The 16423-nt window shown below is 53.7% G+C and carries 12 protein-coding genes and 1 tRNA gene; 7 read left to right on the top strand and 6 right to left on the bottom strand.

The genetic code is table 11. The features are described 5' to 3' along the window. Positions 1 to 314 precede the first annotated feature (314 nt). Positions 315 to 986 carry a choice-of-anchor V domain-containing protein gene (locus PYRFU_RS06530; RefSeq protein WP_244403918.1) on the top strand — a complete coding sequence of 224 codons (672 nt, stop codon included), beginning with the start codon at positions 315 to 317 and terminating at the stop codon, positions 984 to 986. 166 nt (positions 987 to 1152) lie between these two features. Here PYRFU_RS06530 and PYRFU_RS06525 read toward each other — a convergent pair whose 3' ends face one another. Then, a complete protein-coding gene (locus tag PYRFU_RS06525) occupies positions 1153 to 2112 on the bottom strand; it encodes a hypothetical protein (RefSeq protein ID WP_167827878.1) in 960 nt (319 codons plus the stop codon). Positions 2113 to 2266: 154 nt separating this feature from the next. On the opposite strand from PYRFU_RS06525, the gene PYRFU_RS06520 reads away from it, so the two are divergent. The 3 genes from PYRFU_RS06520 to PYRFU_RS06510 all read left to right on the top strand — a co-directional run bounded on the left by PYRFU_RS06520 (position 2267) and on the right by PYRFU_RS06510 (position 8150). Next, a complete protein-coding gene (locus tag PYRFU_RS06520; RefSeq protein ID WP_014026866.1) occupies positions 2267 to 6019 on the top strand; it encodes a molybdopterin oxidoreductase family protein in 3753 nt (1250 codons plus the stop codon). A gap of 189 nt (positions 6020 to 6208) precedes the next feature. Continuing rightward, the gene (locus PYRFU_RS06515; RefSeq protein WP_014026865.1) at positions 6209 to 7204 is read left to right on the top strand and encodes a 4Fe-4S dicluster domain-containing protein; all 996 of its coding nucleotides are present in this window, start codon (positions 6209 to 6211) and stop codon (positions 7202 to 7204) included. Between the two features lie 10 nt (positions 7205 to 7214). Then, positions 7215 to 8150, top strand: a complete 936-nt coding sequence (locus tag PYRFU_RS06510) for a 4Fe-4S binding protein (RefSeq protein WP_167827877.1) — start codon at positions 7215 to 7217, stop codon at positions 8148 to 8150. Here the strand turns inward: PYRFU_RS06510 and PYRFU_RS06505 are convergent. The 3 genes from PYRFU_RS06505 to PYRFU_RS06495 all read right to left on the bottom strand — a co-directional run bounded on the left by PYRFU_RS06505 (position 8147) and on the right by PYRFU_RS06495 (position 9305). Continuing rightward, entirely contained in the window at positions 8147 to 8500 is a 354-nt protein-coding gene (locus PYRFU_RS06505; RefSeq protein WP_014026863.1) for a hypothetical protein, read from the bottom strand. The two genes, PYRFU_RS06510 and PYRFU_RS06505, sit on opposite strands and share 4 nt — an antisense overlap. A gap of 144 nt (positions 8501 to 8644) precedes the next feature. After that, positions 8645 to 8732, bottom strand: a tRNA-Leu gene (locus PYRFU_RS06500). A 207-nt stretch (positions 8733 to 8939) separates the two neighbouring features. Beyond that, positions 8940 to 9305, bottom strand: a complete 366-nt coding sequence (locus tag PYRFU_RS06495) for a transcriptional regulator (RefSeq protein ID WP_014026862.1) — start codon at positions 9303 to 9305, stop codon at positions 8940 to 8942. Between the two features lie 142 nt (positions 9306 to 9447). On the opposite strand from PYRFU_RS06495, the gene rsgA reads away from it, so the two are divergent. Then, positions 9448 to 10275 (top strand): GTPase RsgA, encoded by an 828-nt coding sequence (rsgA, locus tag PYRFU_RS06490; RefSeq protein ID WP_014026861.1) that lies wholly within the window; start codon positions 9448 to 9450, stop codon positions 10273 to 10275. 154 nt (positions 10276 to 10429) lie between these two features. Beyond that, on the top strand, positions 10430 to 11764 hold the full coding sequence (locus PYRFU_RS06480) for an alkaline phosphatase family protein (RefSeq protein ID WP_167827876.1): 1335 nt from the start codon (positions 10430 to 10432) through the stop codon (positions 11762 to 11764). A 72-nt stretch (positions 11765 to 11836) separates the two neighbouring features. On the opposite strand, the gene pheT is transcribed toward PYRFU_RS06480, so the two are convergent. Both pheT and feoB read right to left on the bottom strand, forming a co-directional pair. Continuing rightward, positions 11837 to 13528 (bottom strand): phenylalanine--tRNA ligase subunit beta, encoded by a 1692-nt coding sequence (gene pheT, locus PYRFU_RS06475; protein WP_014026860.1) that lies wholly within the window; start codon positions 13526 to 13528, stop codon positions 11837 to 11839. A gap of 171 nt (positions 13529 to 13699) precedes the next feature. Next, the gene (feoB, locus tag PYRFU_RS06470) at positions 13700 to 15898 is read right to left on the bottom strand and encodes a ferrous iron transport protein B (protein WP_014026859.1); all 2199 of its coding nucleotides are present in this window, start codon (positions 15896 to 15898) and stop codon (positions 13700 to 13702) included. An 83-nt stretch (positions 15899 to 15981) separates the two neighbouring features. Between feoB and PYRFU_RS06465 the strand changes: the two genes are divergently transcribed. Beyond that, positions 15982 to 16389 carry a hypothetical protein gene (locus PYRFU_RS06465; RefSeq protein ID WP_014026858.1) on the top strand — a complete coding sequence of 136 codons (408 nt, stop codon included), beginning with the start codon at positions 15982 to 15984 and terminating at the stop codon, positions 16387 to 16389. The last annotated feature ends 34 nt before the right edge of the window (positions 16390 to 16423 follow it).

The raw sequence follows: 16423 nt of genomic DNA, 5'->3' as shown, positions 1-16423 counted from the left end.
TCATGGTCACCCCACTATTCCATAAGGCGGGCGGCGTGACGCATCCAGTTATATCTTCAACCATAATTTTTCGGACTCGGATGTTAACAACAATAATGTATAGCTAAAGAATATTGCAAATCTATCGTAGTGGCTCGCTTCACCACAATTGGCTAGAAAGGTGATGGTATGCTTAATTGTCGTTAATCATGCAGATATTATGATGACTATCAAAACCAAAGGAAAAAGTAAAAAATATCCGAAGATTTGAGGCATAATACTAATTTTGTCTGATCTATGCCACTGAGCCTCGCATTGGAGGAGTGAGCATATTGATGTTGAAGAAGTACGCATTATTGACTGCCCTGGTGGCTGTACTAGTAGTTGTCGGCCTAGTTGCAGTGCATGTTGGCGCGATGAGCAGCGGCGCCCCAAGACTAGAATGTAACCAGTGTCACCAGCCAGCGGGAACTGCCGAGTTTACTGTCACCGGTTTGCCCAGCAAATACGAACCCGGTAAAGTCTACAAGATAACGATAAAGATAACGAAAGGGCCCAAGTGCCCCGAAGGCGCCTATTGTGGCGGCTTTGCAGTCCTGGTGAATGCTGGCGAACTAAAGCCTGTCGATGATACGACTCAAGTTTCCGAGACGCCAGATGGCAGGATGTTGACTCACACCGCGCAGGGTGCCACTAAGCGCGAGTGGACATTCGAGTGGAAAGCCCCTGAAAAACCAGTGCCAGTGACCTTCAAGATAGCTGTTCTAGCGGCTGATGGTAGCGCTAGCGTCGTTGGCGACTATTACGGCTTCAAGGAGATCACTGTCGAACCAAAGGTAACCACCACGACAATCGTGACAACCACTCTAGTGACAACGACCAAGCCGACAACGACGGTAGTCACCAAGGGCGAGGTAGTAAAGCATGATGTAACACTGGCAATTGCTATCGCTGCTCTATTGTTCGTGATAGGTGCTGGCGGGTATCTAGCAGTATCTCGTAAGTAATAGAAAGGCCCTCCTCCATTTCAACTTTTTAACATAGTTGACGTTCTTGCCCCTCTACTCCTTGGTGTCCCGCCTACCCTGCTAGGGAGCTCCTACAACTTGAGGTTCTCGGAGAGAAACGCCGGGCTCCGATTACGGTATGTAAGCGGCCCAAGAGATGGAATGGTTAGACATGTTCGATTCTGCTTTTAACTTTTCCTGTACAATCTAGCGCTATTCTTAGCTCGTTGAACCTGGTCGCGTCAAGATACTTTGATGCTTTGTTGGCAGCGTTTACGCACTCCTTAAGAGGTTCGTTGTACTCGCCGCAGCGGCATACAACCACTAGCTTATCAGACATTGTATCTATGAATGATACGTAGGGCATGCCAGGCTCTAGGCTCTCTACGAGTCGTAGTATTCTCGCTTCACGGCGTTTAACATCCTCCATAGCATAGTCTCGTAGAATGTCTATGGCTTCCGTCAATTGTGTCTCGTCAATAGCGTATGCTAGCTCCTTGCCTATCGCCTGTAGCCTCATATCTAGCAACTTGCGTGGCTCGTCGGCACCCTCTGTTAGGAAGTGAAGGGCACCCGCCAATAGCACGGTCCACTCTTGCTCTACGATGTAAAGCCATGATAGGAACTCGCCATAGTGCAATCTCCCCTTACCGTAACCATACATTTCTCCTGCTCCTAGCAACACTGATACGATATCCCGGTTCTTCGCGGCTTTTAGTAGCCCGCCCAGCGCCTCTATAGCTGCCCTGAGCTGGCGTGTGATACGCCCAACGCCATAGAGGCTTGCAGTTGCATGCTCGGCTTTTTCGATAGCCTCTTGTGCACTCCACCCCTTATACACGAGGATTGATGCCGCAATCCCGGCACAGAGCACACTATTAGACCCGCATACTATGACGGCAGGATCGTCGCCAACGAAGCTTGCAATGCTATAAATGCCTACGAGATCAGCCTTATTTTCGTTCACGTCTGCGTTCATCACATCAAAGCCTCTAAACAAGTACTCTTCGTAAATATCAACGTACTCGTCGTCGGCGAGTACTATTTTATAGCCTGGCTCGAGTATATCGTCAATACCGACACCCCTAACCAAAGCCACGCTTCCAATCCGGGCGAAATCGCTCATCTCTGGGCAGACCCCACATTGGATCGTAGCTAGTCGTCGTTAACGAGCCTTAATCATGTAGGGACCGAAAACTTTTCAGATAATGTATTTTTATAGAAGCATCGTTATGTGTCATGTGGAATTAGGAATAGTTGCGCAGCAGGAGGGGTAAGCTTTGCCCGACCAAACGCGTCGTGATATTCTAAAAGCAATTGCCCTTGGTGCCGCGCTAGCAGCTGTGGGCGGAGCCGCGACCTACTATATGACCGGTCGCAAGGAGAAAATCGTCGAGACTGTAACGACCACACTTACAGAGGTTCTAACCCAGACTAAGACTATCACGACAACCGTGGGTGCAACTCCAACAGAGACCGCGACGACAACCGCCAGGCCGAAGATATCCACCCTTCTGCTCGGTCCCTGCAGGTACTGCGGTACTGGTTGTGGCGTGAAGCTCCAGGTAGTAATGGACCCGGCTACTGGCATGGCTAAGGACATTCTCGCGGTTATCGGCGACCCGAACTACCCGGTTAACAGGGGTGCCCTCTGCGTCAAGGCCTTCTACATCCACAAGGCTCTAGGCTACGGCGGTAACAAGAGGGCTATGGAGCTACGCTTCAAGAAACCTCTAGTCAACAAGGACTGGATAATCCCAGGTAAGAACAGGCCACCAATAACCCCCGAGGAGATACCCGAGGCGCCTAGGGTCAAGAAGCGCCAGGTAAGCAAGAACCTAGATGCAACCAAGACCGTAGAGGAGCACGTCAAGGAGAACTTCGTCGAGATCGACTGGGACACCGCGATCAAGTTCCTAACCGCGGTGCTAAAGTATGCTCTGAACAAGTATGGTCCACACAGCTTCGCCTACTATGGAAGTGGTCAGCTTGGCACCGAGGAGAGCTACGTTATCAACAAGCTGACTAAGGGCGGTATACACACCAACAACCTCGACGGTAACCCAAGGCTCTGTATGGTTAGCGCCGTTGGCGGTTACATATCCAGCTTTGGTGCTGATGAGCCTGAGGTAAGCTACGACTACATAGACGTGCCGGAGCCCGATCTGGGCGTGCATGCAGATACATTCATGATAATCGGTAGCAATACTGCTGAGGCGCATCCAATACTCTTCGGCCGCATCTCTGAGGTGAAGAAGAAAAACCCGAATGCCAAGGTGATACTAGCTGACCCCAGGAAGACCAGGAGCGGTACCATTGCCGACCTATGGCTGCCAATCCGTTGGAGTATGGACGTTGCGCTTCTCCACACGCTCGCCCACATAGTGGCGTTCGAGCTAGACAAGTGTAAGGTGATTGACGTCAAGGAGGGTAAGGTTGAGTGCAAGGGCGAGTACATCGACCTAAAGTGGCTCAAGAGGCACGCGGACTTCGCGATACCCGTTGAGACCGCGAAGACCTGGGCACTCAAGGATTACAACACACCGCTGAACAACCTTGGCGACTTGAATAAGGTCTGGGACATGGGTACCACTGCCAGCAACGCTGCCAACTACAAGGTGTACCCGAGCATCGGTAAGAAGTACACGAGTGAGGAGGAGATAGAGAAGGACTGGTGGAGAGGATTCGCGCTATACCTCAAGTTCCTTGAGTTCTACAAGCCGGAGGTTATGGCTAAGATACTCTTCGGCGACCAGAAGCCACTCATCAACAAGGAGACTGCTGAGAAGCTGATCAAGGCTGGCGAGTTGAGCCCAGACAAGGTGAAGATGGAGGACACGCCATTCATTGAGATCGACCCGGTAGAGGCGCTTAGGCTTGCTGCGAAGTGGATAGCGAGGGGCAGGATCCTAGTCTTCTGGACTATGGGCATCAACCAGAAGATACAGGGTGTGCACGCTGTTAACAGCATAATCAACCTACTAGCGCTCACAGGCAAGATTGGCAAGTATGGTTCCGGCACTTGGAGCTTGACTGGTCAGCCGAACGCCTGTGGCGGCATTAGAGACCAGGGTGGCCTGGCTCACGTCCTGCCATACGGTAGGCTGATCGCCAAGAAGGCAGCAAGGGAGCAGGTGGAGAAGATCTGGAGGAAGCTCACCGAGGAATACCTAAAGGAGCGTGGCTACTCGCCAGAGCAGATCAAAAAGGAGATCGAGAAGGTATATGTGCACCCGGTTCCGGGTCCACACGCTGTTGAGCTATTCCGCAGGATTGGCGCGGGTATCATCAAGGTAGTGTGGATCGCTGAGACGAACCCAGGTCACAGCCTACCAAATGTATACAAGTTCAGGCTTGGTATGGTAAAGCCGCACGACGATGATCCCGCGTTCCCATTCGTTATAGTGAGCGACATCTACCCAACAAGGACCACCGATGTCGCAGACCTGATACTCCCGGCGGCGGCCTGGTCCGAGAAGGAGTTCAAGTACGGTTGTAGCGAGAGGCGCTACAGCGTAGCAAGGTACCTGATAACACCGCCGGGCGAGGCCGTAGCTGACCACATAATCTTCGCGATGGTCGGTAAGGCGCTTGAAGACGAGGGTATAATTGCGAAGGGTCTTGTGAGCGGCTTCTTCCCAGAGGATGTCGACAAGGCGGCCAAGGCTGCAGGCAAGAGCTGGGTCCAGTACATCGTGGAGAAGAGCCGTGACAAGAAGTGGCACCAGGAGTTCGTCACTAGGATATGGGACCGTGACATACTAAGCCTAGCCAAGAACACCTACTACGACTTCAGCTACGTGAAGCGCGAGTTATTCAGGAAGCTGGAGGCTGGCTTCAGGTGGCCATGGCCAGAGCAGTATGCGACTAACCCGAGCGTCAAAGCGAGGTATGAGAAGTACAAGTCCTGCGGCAGGTACTCCTACCCGTACGACCCGCTAATGCCCGACCCAGACGTCATCAAGAAGATATACAATGACATTAAGAACATGAACAGCCCCGAGGAGATACAGAAGTACATAGAGAGCCTCGACGAGAACGTGGTGCACCCGATACACAAGCACAAGTGGCTTGGCAGCCTAGCCAAGAACCCAGTGCTCATGAAGTGGGTGCTCAAGCACATCGTAGAGGAGATAGATGACATCGAGTACAAGAAGGCTAGCAAGGTGCCAGAGAGCTGGTATGTGGTGTTCTACGCCAAGCCGACCGGTAGGATGACCATCTGGGCGAGGCCATGGCTACCAATCAAGATGGACCATGAGACTGGCGAGGTCAAGATCAACAAGGAGGTGATAATACAAGAGATGAAGCTAGACGCTAACCTAGTATTGAAGCAGGGCAAGATATCGGTATTCGCGGCGCCCAAGGGACCATTCACTGTCGTGAAGACGTACAAGGCGTACCCAGCCAGCGGCGACCCAGAGAAGGCGCTAAAGATACTCGAGACGATGAGCTGGGGCGAGGCTGTAAAGAAGTACAAGGGTGACATCCAGGCGCTCTTCGAGATTGCGTTAGCGCCTGCTGAGGTGCCGGGCTTCGCGCTAAGATACAGGACTGAGGACGGGCGTGTCATCACTGTGAGGGATGCGACGGAGTATCCACTTGTGGTAACCACAGGTAGGATTGTCGAGCACTGGCACACGGCGACAATGACCGGCAAGGTGCCAGAGATTATGAAGTCGAAGCCAGAGGCCTACGTCGAGATACCCAAGGAGCTAGCCGAGAAGCTCGGTATCAAGAAGGGCGACTGGGTGACGATTGAGAGCCCACGCGGTAAGCTGACCGTGAAGGCGGTCATACTAGACCCGAAGACCGGTCTAGGCGGCCCAAGAATCGACTACGTGTTCGTGCCATGGTTCGATCCGAACAAGCTAGCCAACGCGCTAACACTAGACAACTACGACGTGCAGCCGTACTTCTTCCAGCCAGACTTCAAGACGTGTGCAGCGAGGATAAGGAAGGCAAGGCCCGACGAGATACCAAAGTCCGAGGCCGAGCAGACTGGTAAGCCCAAGTACAGCTTAGCCTACTAACCGGTTAGTTTCGCACACTACATACTTTTTTTTTAACTAAATACACTTTTTGGTCTCTTTCCTGCTTTTCGTTATCCTCATCTACATTCCTCCCGATGATAAACTACTGTCCTATCTGGGGAAATGTTTTCAAGACAACCTTCGACATTGAGAGAGTCGTGAAAAACAAGCGATGTGGGGGTAAGAGTAATGGATAAAAGTGGTGTTACACGCCTTTCACGTCGAGAGTTTCTGAAGGCAGTAGGGGCTGGTGTAGTAGCAGCTAGTATTGGAAGCGTGGCATCCTCCTTCGCGGCTGGAGAGGGGACTCGCGGCGCCGGCAACGAGAGAAGCGGAGAAAATGTATACTATGTGGAGTTTGAGATTGATGCGGAGCGTGATAGGGAAAGGTACGAGTATTACAAGTCGCTTGGACTACTTATAGAGCGTGACGGTAAGATCTGTGTTGCTAATCCTTTGCTTCCCGACCGGTGCATGACATACGTGAAGCCCTACGAGGAGGATAGGTTTGAGCTTTTACCGCCAGGTGCTGATGAAGACTTTTATGCAAAATGTGTACGTTGCGGGTTGTGCTACTATGCCTGCCTGTACGAGGGATACTATGCTATAAGGCTCGTTGGCGTTGAGGGCGGGCTTGAGCGTGTAGGGACGCCCATAGTGCCAGATGTTATGCATTACCCGTGTACCCTGTGCATGAAGTGTACTATTGTGTGCCCCACTGGTGCATTGAGAGAAGTTAAGCCCAAGGAGGTTAGGATGGGCGTCGCTATGATAGACCCGGATCTATGCTGGGCTTGGAACAGCGGCGAGTGCTACAGCTGTGCAAAGGCGTGTCCCTTCGGCACCGAGGTTTTCGAGTTCACGTTTAACGAGTGGGGTGTCCACACGCGGGTGAGGCCAGAGAAGTGCACTGGTTGCGGGCAGTGTGTGTCGGCCTGCCCGGTAAACGGTAGTGCGATTCACGTTCTGCCTAGGGAGGAGTACGAGAGGAGAGCCAAGAACTTCAAGAATACTGGTATGAGCTATGAAGAGTATCTCGAGTTGATACTTCGTACTGAGCGCGAGAATCCTGAAAAGGCGACGTTCAGGGCGATGATAGTCAATAGCGACTATATCATAAACATTAGGGGTATTGTCTCCGAGAAAGTTGTTGAGACTCTCGAGACAGAGAATGAGGAGAGTTGAGGGTGAGAGCATGGTTAGGAAACTCTTTGCTATCCTGAGAGGCAGGCCGCCTAGAGGCAAGTACACGCTACTACGACGCTCTATGCAGGTAGCATTGCTGTTGCTGTTTGCCACGCAGGTGTTGTTCCACGGGGCAATAATAGAGGGTAGCCTAGCCTCCTCGAGGATACTCAAGACGATACCAATGCTCGATATATTCGCGTGGCTCGAGCAGCTCGTAGCCTCGCACCAAGCGACGCTAGAGTCTATCATTGCTGTTCTCGTGGTGTTCACCCTCTATAGTGTGCTCGGGAGATTCTTCTGCGGGTGGGTCTGCCCGATGGACATGCTATTCTCGATATTCGAGCGTAAACTGGCAACGCCTAGAAGCCCGAGATTCGCAAGGCCACATGAGGCCGGGCGTTTAGAGAAGCTGGTGCCAGTTGCGGCGATGATAGCATTCCTACTGCTTAGCGTAGTGTTCGCTCAGCCATTCTTCACGACAATATCGCCGATCGCAGGTACCACGAAGCTAGCTGCGACGCTAGTCGGTATACTGTATAACGTGCCCGGGGCGACAATAAGCCTGGCAATCGCATGGGTCACCACAACGCTAGCGGCGCTCGCGATCAACATTGTTGCTGAGAGAGTGTTCGGCGTAAAGAGGCTATGGTGTAGGTTCATATGCCCCGCGGGCAACATATTCGGCCACGTGATGAACAAGTATAGCCTGTTGACCGTAAAAACAGTAGCCAGTAATAGGTGCACATTCTGCCAATTGTGTAGCGTAGTGTGCCCAATGACAATAGATGTCGCGAATATCGCGAAGAGAGGTGAGGATATCAGAGATTACCGGTGCTTCAGGTGCGGTAGGTGCGTCGAAGTATGTCCAGAGAGGGTACTAGCCCTTACAATAGGCCTGCCTCGGCGTAGAACAAGAGGAGGAGACGAGAGAAGAAAGGCTTAGCCCTGAGCTTTCAGCCTCGAGAGTATCCACTCTATAAGTTCCCTTGTAGACTCGTCTAGCTCAGCCTCTCCACTCAGGAGAGCCTCGTTTATTCTCCTCTTAGTCTCACTGTCGCCCAGGAAGCCATAGACTATGTACGCCTTCGCGATACCCTCGTGGGTCTCGGCAGCCTTTATAATCCGCTCTAACCCGCCCAGGTCGTCGACCTCCACGTAGAAGACTATACGGTAAGGGTCGCCTATGTCATAAACCTCGAACCCCAGACTCTCCAGGTGCTTCTTAACCTCGCTTCTCTTCGGCTCATCCTTGTACTCTGCCGTTAGTAGCACAAACCCCGATGCGAAGGGCAAACCCTAACCCCTAACTAGCTCTAAGCCCACACCCATCCTTATTATCAATGTACTTTGCCACAGAATGTGCAGATGGGTGGACAAAGGCAAAGCCAGGTAAACAGCGAGCGGCTATCCCGCGTGTTTCTAGGGGCAGAAGGCGTGTGGTGCGGGGGGTGGGATTTGAACCCACGCAGGCCTACGCCAGCGGGTCCTAAGCCCGCCCCCTTTGACCTGGCTCGGGCACCCCCGCAGCTTCCGTGGCTCCTCTAAGACAATAGGTCCCCGTTTTAGGCTTTCTAGCTTCTTAGGTTGATGCGTCTGCCGCGCGGCCCCAAGGCGATGATGCTGAAAACTGGTCGGGCTATACCCTAGTGGGTGGACCCCGGGACTCCCCGCTACTGGGCCGTGGGCCCTGGATGGGCGGGGGTCCGGCGAGGCCGGTGTCAACCTCCTCTCGTCACGCCTCGTCTATGTAGAAGGCTGGTGGGAGTATCCTCTCGCTCTTGCATTTTGGGCATCTGCTGGGCTTCTTAGCCTTCTTTAGGTCTGTGAATGTGTAGCCGCATTTCGCGCACCTCGGGGGCACCATGTATATCCTGAGGTTCGTCTGCCTAGCTAGGCTCTTGGCTGCATGCATAATCTCCTCGTATACCCTCTTCTCCTCCCTCGGGTCGAGGCCTAGGAGGTCCCCGATCTCCCTGGCGGTCAGAGGCCTGCTAGACTCCTTTAGGAGCGAGATTATCCTCTTGCGTAGCGTCTCGCCCTCATACTCGGCGATGGTAGCGCACCCCTCTTGGGTGGTTGACCCCAGCAAGCTATACACGCATTGTTGCGCTCTTCCACCTTCCACCATTGGACCTTGGGGCTGACGCGTAAGGATGGGCCCCGCTAGTTGATGATAGCCTCCTAAATTAGGGCCGAGGCGGTGCATGGTACTTGACGAGTAGGGCTGGGGTGCAGCATAGTTGATACTGGCGTCGTGGAAGACCATTGCGTGGCTCGTGAGGAGGGCTGACGTTGTACTGGAGGTTGTTGACGCGAGGGATCCTATGGCAACCAGGAGTAGGCGTCTTGAGCGTCTAGTAGAGGCTCTTGGCAAGAAGCTCATCATCGTGATAAACAAGTCTGACCTGGTGCCCCGGGAGGTTGCTGAGAAGTGGAAGAGGCTCTTCGAGGATATGGGGTACACAGCGGTCTACATGGCGGCTAGGGAGCATATGGGTACGCGCAAGCTACGAGTGGCGATAAAGAGGGCTGTAGAGGCGAGGCCCATCATCGTAGCTGTGACCGGATTCCCGAAAACCGGCAAGTCCACTGTGATAAACGCGCTTAAGGGCAAACACGCGGCATCAACGAGCCCCATACCCGGTAGCCCAGGGTACACGCGGCACGTGCAGCTCTACCGTATCGGTCAGAGTATGTACATGCTCGACTCTCCCGGCGTGATACCGGTTGAGGGTGGTAGCCTCGAAGCCGTGATTCGCGGTAAACCGCCGGAGCAACTGAAGGACCCGGTAAACCCTGCGATAGAACTGCTCAAGAAGGCGCTCCGCTACAACCCGCGCGCAGTTGTCGACGCGTACGGCATCGAGGAGACGGACCCCCTTCGCATACTAGAATTGATAGCCATCAAGAGAGGGTGGAGGTACAAGACGACAGGCGAGCCGAACATAGATGAGGCGGCGCGCCAAGTGATAAGAGACTATCACGAGGCAAAGCTGAACTTCTACGTGCCACCCGAAGAGTACATGAGGAAGTTGAAGAGCGAGACTAAAGAAGAGGTTTGGCTCTAAAGGCACAATACAAGGGCAAAAGTATTGCCAAAGAAGCTCAAAGTACTTGTGGTTGGCCTTGATGGGTTGTCGCCAAACTTTCTCAAACGGAAGCTATTGGCGTATAAACACCTTCGCATATTCGCTTCAAATGATGCGCTCTTCGCTGTAAATCGTGTGTACAAACCGGTACCCCCCGATAACATGGCCTTCTTGGGCAAGCATAGAGACTGGGCTACGTCCGTCGCAACATGGAATCATAGATTTCCACACGTTAGATGGGCAGCTTGTGACGGCATATGATCTTGAAGTACCGCGGATATTCGAAGTGGCTGCTATGATGGGTCGTAGGGTGTTGGTTGTTAACCCAGTGCCAAGTACGCCAATAATACCAGTAAAAAACCTCAATGTATTGTCATTGGAAATGTTTTCGCACAAGTTAGTCTACCATGGTGAATTTGTTAAGAGATATGCCCGGCTATTCCCTCGCGAGGCACCAGCTCCCGAGAAGTGTGATGTAGAAGATTATGCTGCTATTGCTAATGGTTATCTCGAGCTTCTAGAGAAAGCTGAAAACTTTGATTATGTCTGGATCGCGACTAACTATCCGGATAGGCTTTTGCATGTATGTCCGGATGCAGTAGAGAGGTTCGTTGAGGGTGAGAAGCTATTCCTTGAAGCTATCGATGCAATTGTAGAGGAAGGTCTATCGAAGTTCGATGTGGTAATGGTTGTATCGGACCACGGCTTTACACTATACAAGCGTGTTATACATGTCAACGTGGCACTGCACAAGGCTGGATTGGCGCGCTTTACCAGTGACCCCACCAGGGCACCCCCGCATACACCTGAGCTGCACAAACGTACAGTGCTCTGTGTCAACCCTAGATTAGTGTATTTACTTGAGAGGCTTCGGCTTAGAGGTGTAGCGAGGCGAGCTGCTAGACTCGTTTCAAGGATGACGAGAAGCAAGGTGGTGATGCGTAGTATGTTTCTAGATTGGGTTAATTCTGAAGCCTTACAACCATGTCATATGTATGGTGTTGTTGTACGTAAGGCTGAGCTTATAGATCATGTTATCCGCATATTGTCTGAGATAGAGGGTGTACGTCTTGTCGAGCCACGAGAGTTCTATGACCCGGGCCCGTTCAATGAGAGGTATCCGCATGTTATCGTGTTACCTGATCATGATAAAGGCTATACGATATCTCATTACTATTCAAGTGACATTATAACTGAAAGATTGACTCCCGATCATCACCCAGATGGTGTCTTCTCTGTGTATCCCATGGATGCTCTTCAGGATGCCGGGTTCAATATTAACATGAAGCTTCGAGTAGTTAACCCGGTTATTATTGGGGGGGTTCAGTTCGCTCTTCTCGGTCTGCCTTTGCAACGTGGCACGCCGAGACGAGCTATAGAGAGGATATTGGGTGTAAAGCTCAGCGAGGCAGACTATACAGTAAAGTGGAGAATTGCAAAGAGATTCGCATCAAGGACGATACACTAGACTTTCTGTTAATTCTAGTAGTTGCTTGCCAGCGCTCTAGTTGTTGCACCGCATATATGTCTGTCTGATGCTCTAGCTGCTGTGGAGAGCTTTGTAGGGGTTGGCTAGGCGCGGTTTTGCTACTGTGTCATACCTTAGCTCGGCTATTGCGACTGGGTAGCGTATCTCTAGCTTCTCTAGGTGTGCTGGGTGTACCTCGCCTAGGATGCCCTCCAGGCCGTCTCGTGTCTTTATCCTCGCGGCCCTACCTGGTATCAACAGCGGATGGTCTACCTCCTCAACTTCCCTTATCTCGTCGCCCAGGAGCCTTACAAGACCCCACACGTACGACTGGATATCCTCATAGCCTACGCGCTCATCCATCAATAGTATTGCTAGATGTTTCTCAATCCTTACCTTCTCGGGTCGACTCTCGTCCACGAGGGCCACATCCCCCATCTCGAATATGCGGAGTGGCACGATGTGCTGGTTCTGGGCGGCCAGCTCTAGGAGCTGGGGGGTTATCGAGGCGCGCAGGCAGGCTAGCTCCCTGCTGACTGGGTTTGCGACCCTCACGAGCATCGTTGTAGGTACTGCTCCTAGCTCCTCTTGTCTCTCGCAGCTTGTCAGCGTGAAGCTATACACCTCTTGGAACCCGTACCCAGCTAGTATCACGCGTATGCTCCTCTCTAGGCCTCGAATCGGTGAAAGAGAGCCCCTGGTGGTGGGGGGCGGTGCCTGCCACCCTACCCTATCGTACCCGATGCCTATTGCAACGTCCTCCGCCACGTCAACCCATGTGGAGACGTCTACGCGGTAGGGTGCAGCCTCAACCGTGTACGCGCCTGCGTCGTACTCGGCATTGTGCCTCATCCTCTCGAGCGCATCTACCACATCACTGGGTTCTAGCCTCGCTCCCAGCCACGCCACGATCCTCTCATGGCTAGCTGTGATACTCCTCGTCGACCATACTGGGGTCTCCGACTCGGGAGCACCGACAAGCCTGACGATGCCGACTCTCTTCGAGCGGCTCCTCTCGGCGAGGGTATAGACCAGCACGTTTAGAACCTGCTTGACCGCCTCCCATGATGTGCCCGTCACGTCTATGAGGAGGTGTCTCGTGCCGGGCTCAACACGTGTCACATCCGCGTTTATCACCGGAGGCAGGCTGAGCACAACCCCATCCTCCGTCGCGAAGACCGGGTGTCTATCGCCGCGTAGCGATATCGCCCCGTACTTCCTACCCTGCTCGGTCTCCGCGAGGATCTCACGCACGCTCATCTCCCTATCTCCGTGGAGGGGCGTGAAGCGCACCTCGTCTATGTTCACCTCGCGGTAGACCAGGTTCTTTGATGGCACCTTCTCCAGGTCGTGGATGCCTATCGCTACCCTCCTCCTGCCGCGCCCCAGGGTCTCGTGGAGCTTCTCCTGGAACTGTATAAGCTCCTCCAGGAAAACCCCGTCGACATACACGTCGTAAACCACTCCAGCGGCGATAAAGGGCCTAGACGGGACGCTCTCGACCCTAAGCGTGAACCCGGACGGCACGTGCTCATAGCTAGGCAGACCCGTCTCGATACCCAGAAGCCCACGAACAGCTCTCGCGATACCCTCAACGCTAAACATGTCCGGGCGGTCAGCGTTAACCTCAACGTAGACCTCGTCGCCCTCCCCCCATTCGGTCTCGCACTTCAGCCGGAACAGTAACTCCTCCAGCTCCTGGCGTGTGACGCTAGAGCCTATAGCCTCGAACAACCTTGGTGCAAGGAAACGCAACGTGGGCAACCGCTACCCTCCCCAAGGCGTCCACAGGACGCCTACACTATAAGCGGGGATGGCGGGCGCCCAAAGGACCCCCGCTCATAGACCCCCCGCGGGGGCCTCGCGGGAGCCGGTGGAGCCGCCCAGCGTATGTACACGGCAACTAGGCGTTTAATGTTCGTGCTTCAGAGCCTGCTAGGCGAGAAGCATCTGGAGTACGACTCTAGCGGCGAAAGCTAGTAGCGTAGCGAGGCTCAACGTGTACGCGAGGATAGCTGCAGTCAACTTCCCGTTTCTAACCTCGCTGTATATAGTGGCAAGGGTGGCTACACATGGCATGTAGAGCGTTACGGCTAGTAGCACCGCGTATGCCTGGGCGGGCGTCAGGTTAAGGTAGCTTATCGCCTCTTCCGGGGATGTCTTCGGTATGCCCTCCGGCGCGGTCATTGCAAGAGCCTCTAGGAACACCTCTTTAGCAGCTAGCCCCTGGACGAACCCGAATCCCAGTCTCCACGCAATATCGTGGCTAACGTCGAATACAATCTCTATTAGTGGTGCGAGTGCTTTGCCGACACTCGCTGCTATAGACTCGCCCGGGTCATCTGTGGGTGCCAGCACTGGTGTGTAGCTCGTGGCGAACCATGTTACGATGCTCAGCACGAGTATTATCGTGCCAGCCCTTACGAGGAAGTGCTCCACACTACTACGCACGTACCACCAGATGACCTTCCAGCTCGGTTTTTGCAAAGGCGGCAGCTCGATGAAGTACTCTTCGTTGACCTCGTTGCCGAGCAGTTTTGAGAGAATCCATGTCGTGAGGAGGAAGACCGCATAGGCCACCGCGTACATGCTGAGTGCCACTACCGCTGTGACGAGGGGCCCGTGCTCCGCAAAGAAAGCCGCTGTGAACGCGAGTATAACCACTAGTCTCGCCTGGCACGGTATCAACGGTACGGCCAGGATAGTCACTAGCCTCTCTCTACTAGACTCGATAATCCTCGCTGCTGTGACGGCGGGAACATTACACCCAAGCCCCATTATAGCCGGGAATATCGCCTTTCCGCCGACACCAAACTTGCGTAGGAACCTGTCAAAAGCCACAGCTATCCTTGGCGCGAGCCCCGTATCCTCAAGCGCGCCGAACACGGCGTAGACGAACGCTATTAGTGGTGTAAAGCTGAGCACCAGGCCGACGCCGCTCACAATACCATCGGCTAGGAGGCTTGCAAGCCACTCGGGCCGGACGCTACCCCTTATGATATCAGCGATGTGCCCGAAGATCATGCCCAGGATGCCTGCTATGCTATACTCTTCGAGCAGAGCGGCGGCTTCACTGAAACCCAGCGCGTCGAGTATCATGTTTAGTGGGAAGCCGGTGTTCAACGTAAAGACGAGAAGGAAGGCGCCTAGCAGCAGGAGCAGCGATAGGACCGGCCCAGCAATCGGGTGCAACAGCAGAACATCCACCTTTGTGAGACTCGAGTCTCTAGCAGGCCTCTTGACTACATGCTTCTCGACGAGCTTCTCAACCATACGGTACCTGGCCGCAACGGCATGTTGGCCGGGATCCTTGCCCGTACGCCTCCGATACTCATCCCTAAGCCTCTCAGCCTCTTCGATAACCCTCTTGGCAGCTTCGCCGCAGAGCTCCTCGACGATCCTCGGTGCCCAGTCTAGACCCTCCAAGAGCCTAACGGCAAGCCACCTGGTTAAACCATCTCGTGTCGACTTGCACTCCGAGCGTAGCAGCTCCTCAAGCTTAGCTATGTATTCTTCGAGATCGCCGTAGTCTATGTGGAGTGGTTTCCCCGGGCGGCTAGCCACCTTCACAATAGTCTCTTGCAGCGTGTCGAGGCCCAGACCTCTCAGCGAGCTTGTCGCGACCACGGGGATGCCAAGGTCTCTAGACAACCCCTCAACGTCTATCTTTATCCCCTTGGCCTCGGCGGCATCAATCTTAGTCAATGCTATGATCGTGTTGCCGCTGTACTCGGCGACCTCCAGCGGGAGGTAGAGCGTCTTCTCCAAGTTGGTCGCATCCGCCAGTGCGATTATCACGTCTGGCTTCTGGTGTATGAGGAAGTCCCTGGCCACTTGTTCCTCTGGGCCGGAGCCGCTTAGACCGTAGGTTCCGGGTAGGTCCACTATGCACAGTCTCTGATTGTCATAGGGGACGACGGCTGTCTTCAGATCGACGGTGACGCCCGTCCAGTTGGCTACACGCTCGGCTCGCCCGGTTAGCGTGTTGAAGAGACTGGTCTTGCCTACGTTCGGGGCACCGGCTAACGCTGCTACAATGCTGCACTCTTGTTTTACAACTAGGCTAGGGGTTAGGTGACACTTGCATGTAGCGGCTCTAACGTCCCTCGGAGCTTGCTTGCATTCCCTGCTCAACCACTACCCCGGTTAGGGGGACCTAATTCGGGTGTCCGAATTAAAAAAATCTAGTCTAGTTTGAGGGTCGACGGGAGAGGTCCGTGCTAAAACCGAGCATAGAGGAGTTCATGCGCGAAGCTAGGCTATTTGCCCTTGAGCGTCATGTTATCGCTATACGCGCTAGGAGACCCAACGAAGACAAGAGCTTCGAAGCCTACGTGGCTATGCCTGCCGAGTGGAATGGTGAGAATAGGCTTGTCCTCATACTCTTGACGAGCGGTGGTAACCTGGTAGTCGCCGTTGCGCCGCCCACCGCCAGCCCGCTTTGTGTGTCACGTGGCGCTGATAGCCCGCTTGAAGCGAGGGCTGTAGACGAGGCGCTCTACGAGCTAGGCTCGAGGTACACCAGCTGGTGTCGCGTGTTCTTCCCGCCGGCGTTCGAGCCGCGCACCCTACGTGAAATTCCAGAGATCCTCGTGGAGCTGGGCATTGTTGACGCGGTTGGGTAAAAGACGATTATCATTGTTAATGTGCTATGTTGTA

The organism is Pyrolobus fumarii 1A (assembly GCF_000223395.1).
Taxonomy (GTDB): domain Archaea; phylum Thermoproteota; class Thermoprotei_A; order Sulfolobales; family Pyrodictiaceae; genus Pyrolobus; species Pyrolobus fumarii.
This window is presented reverse-complemented; position numbering and strand designations above follow the sequence as displayed.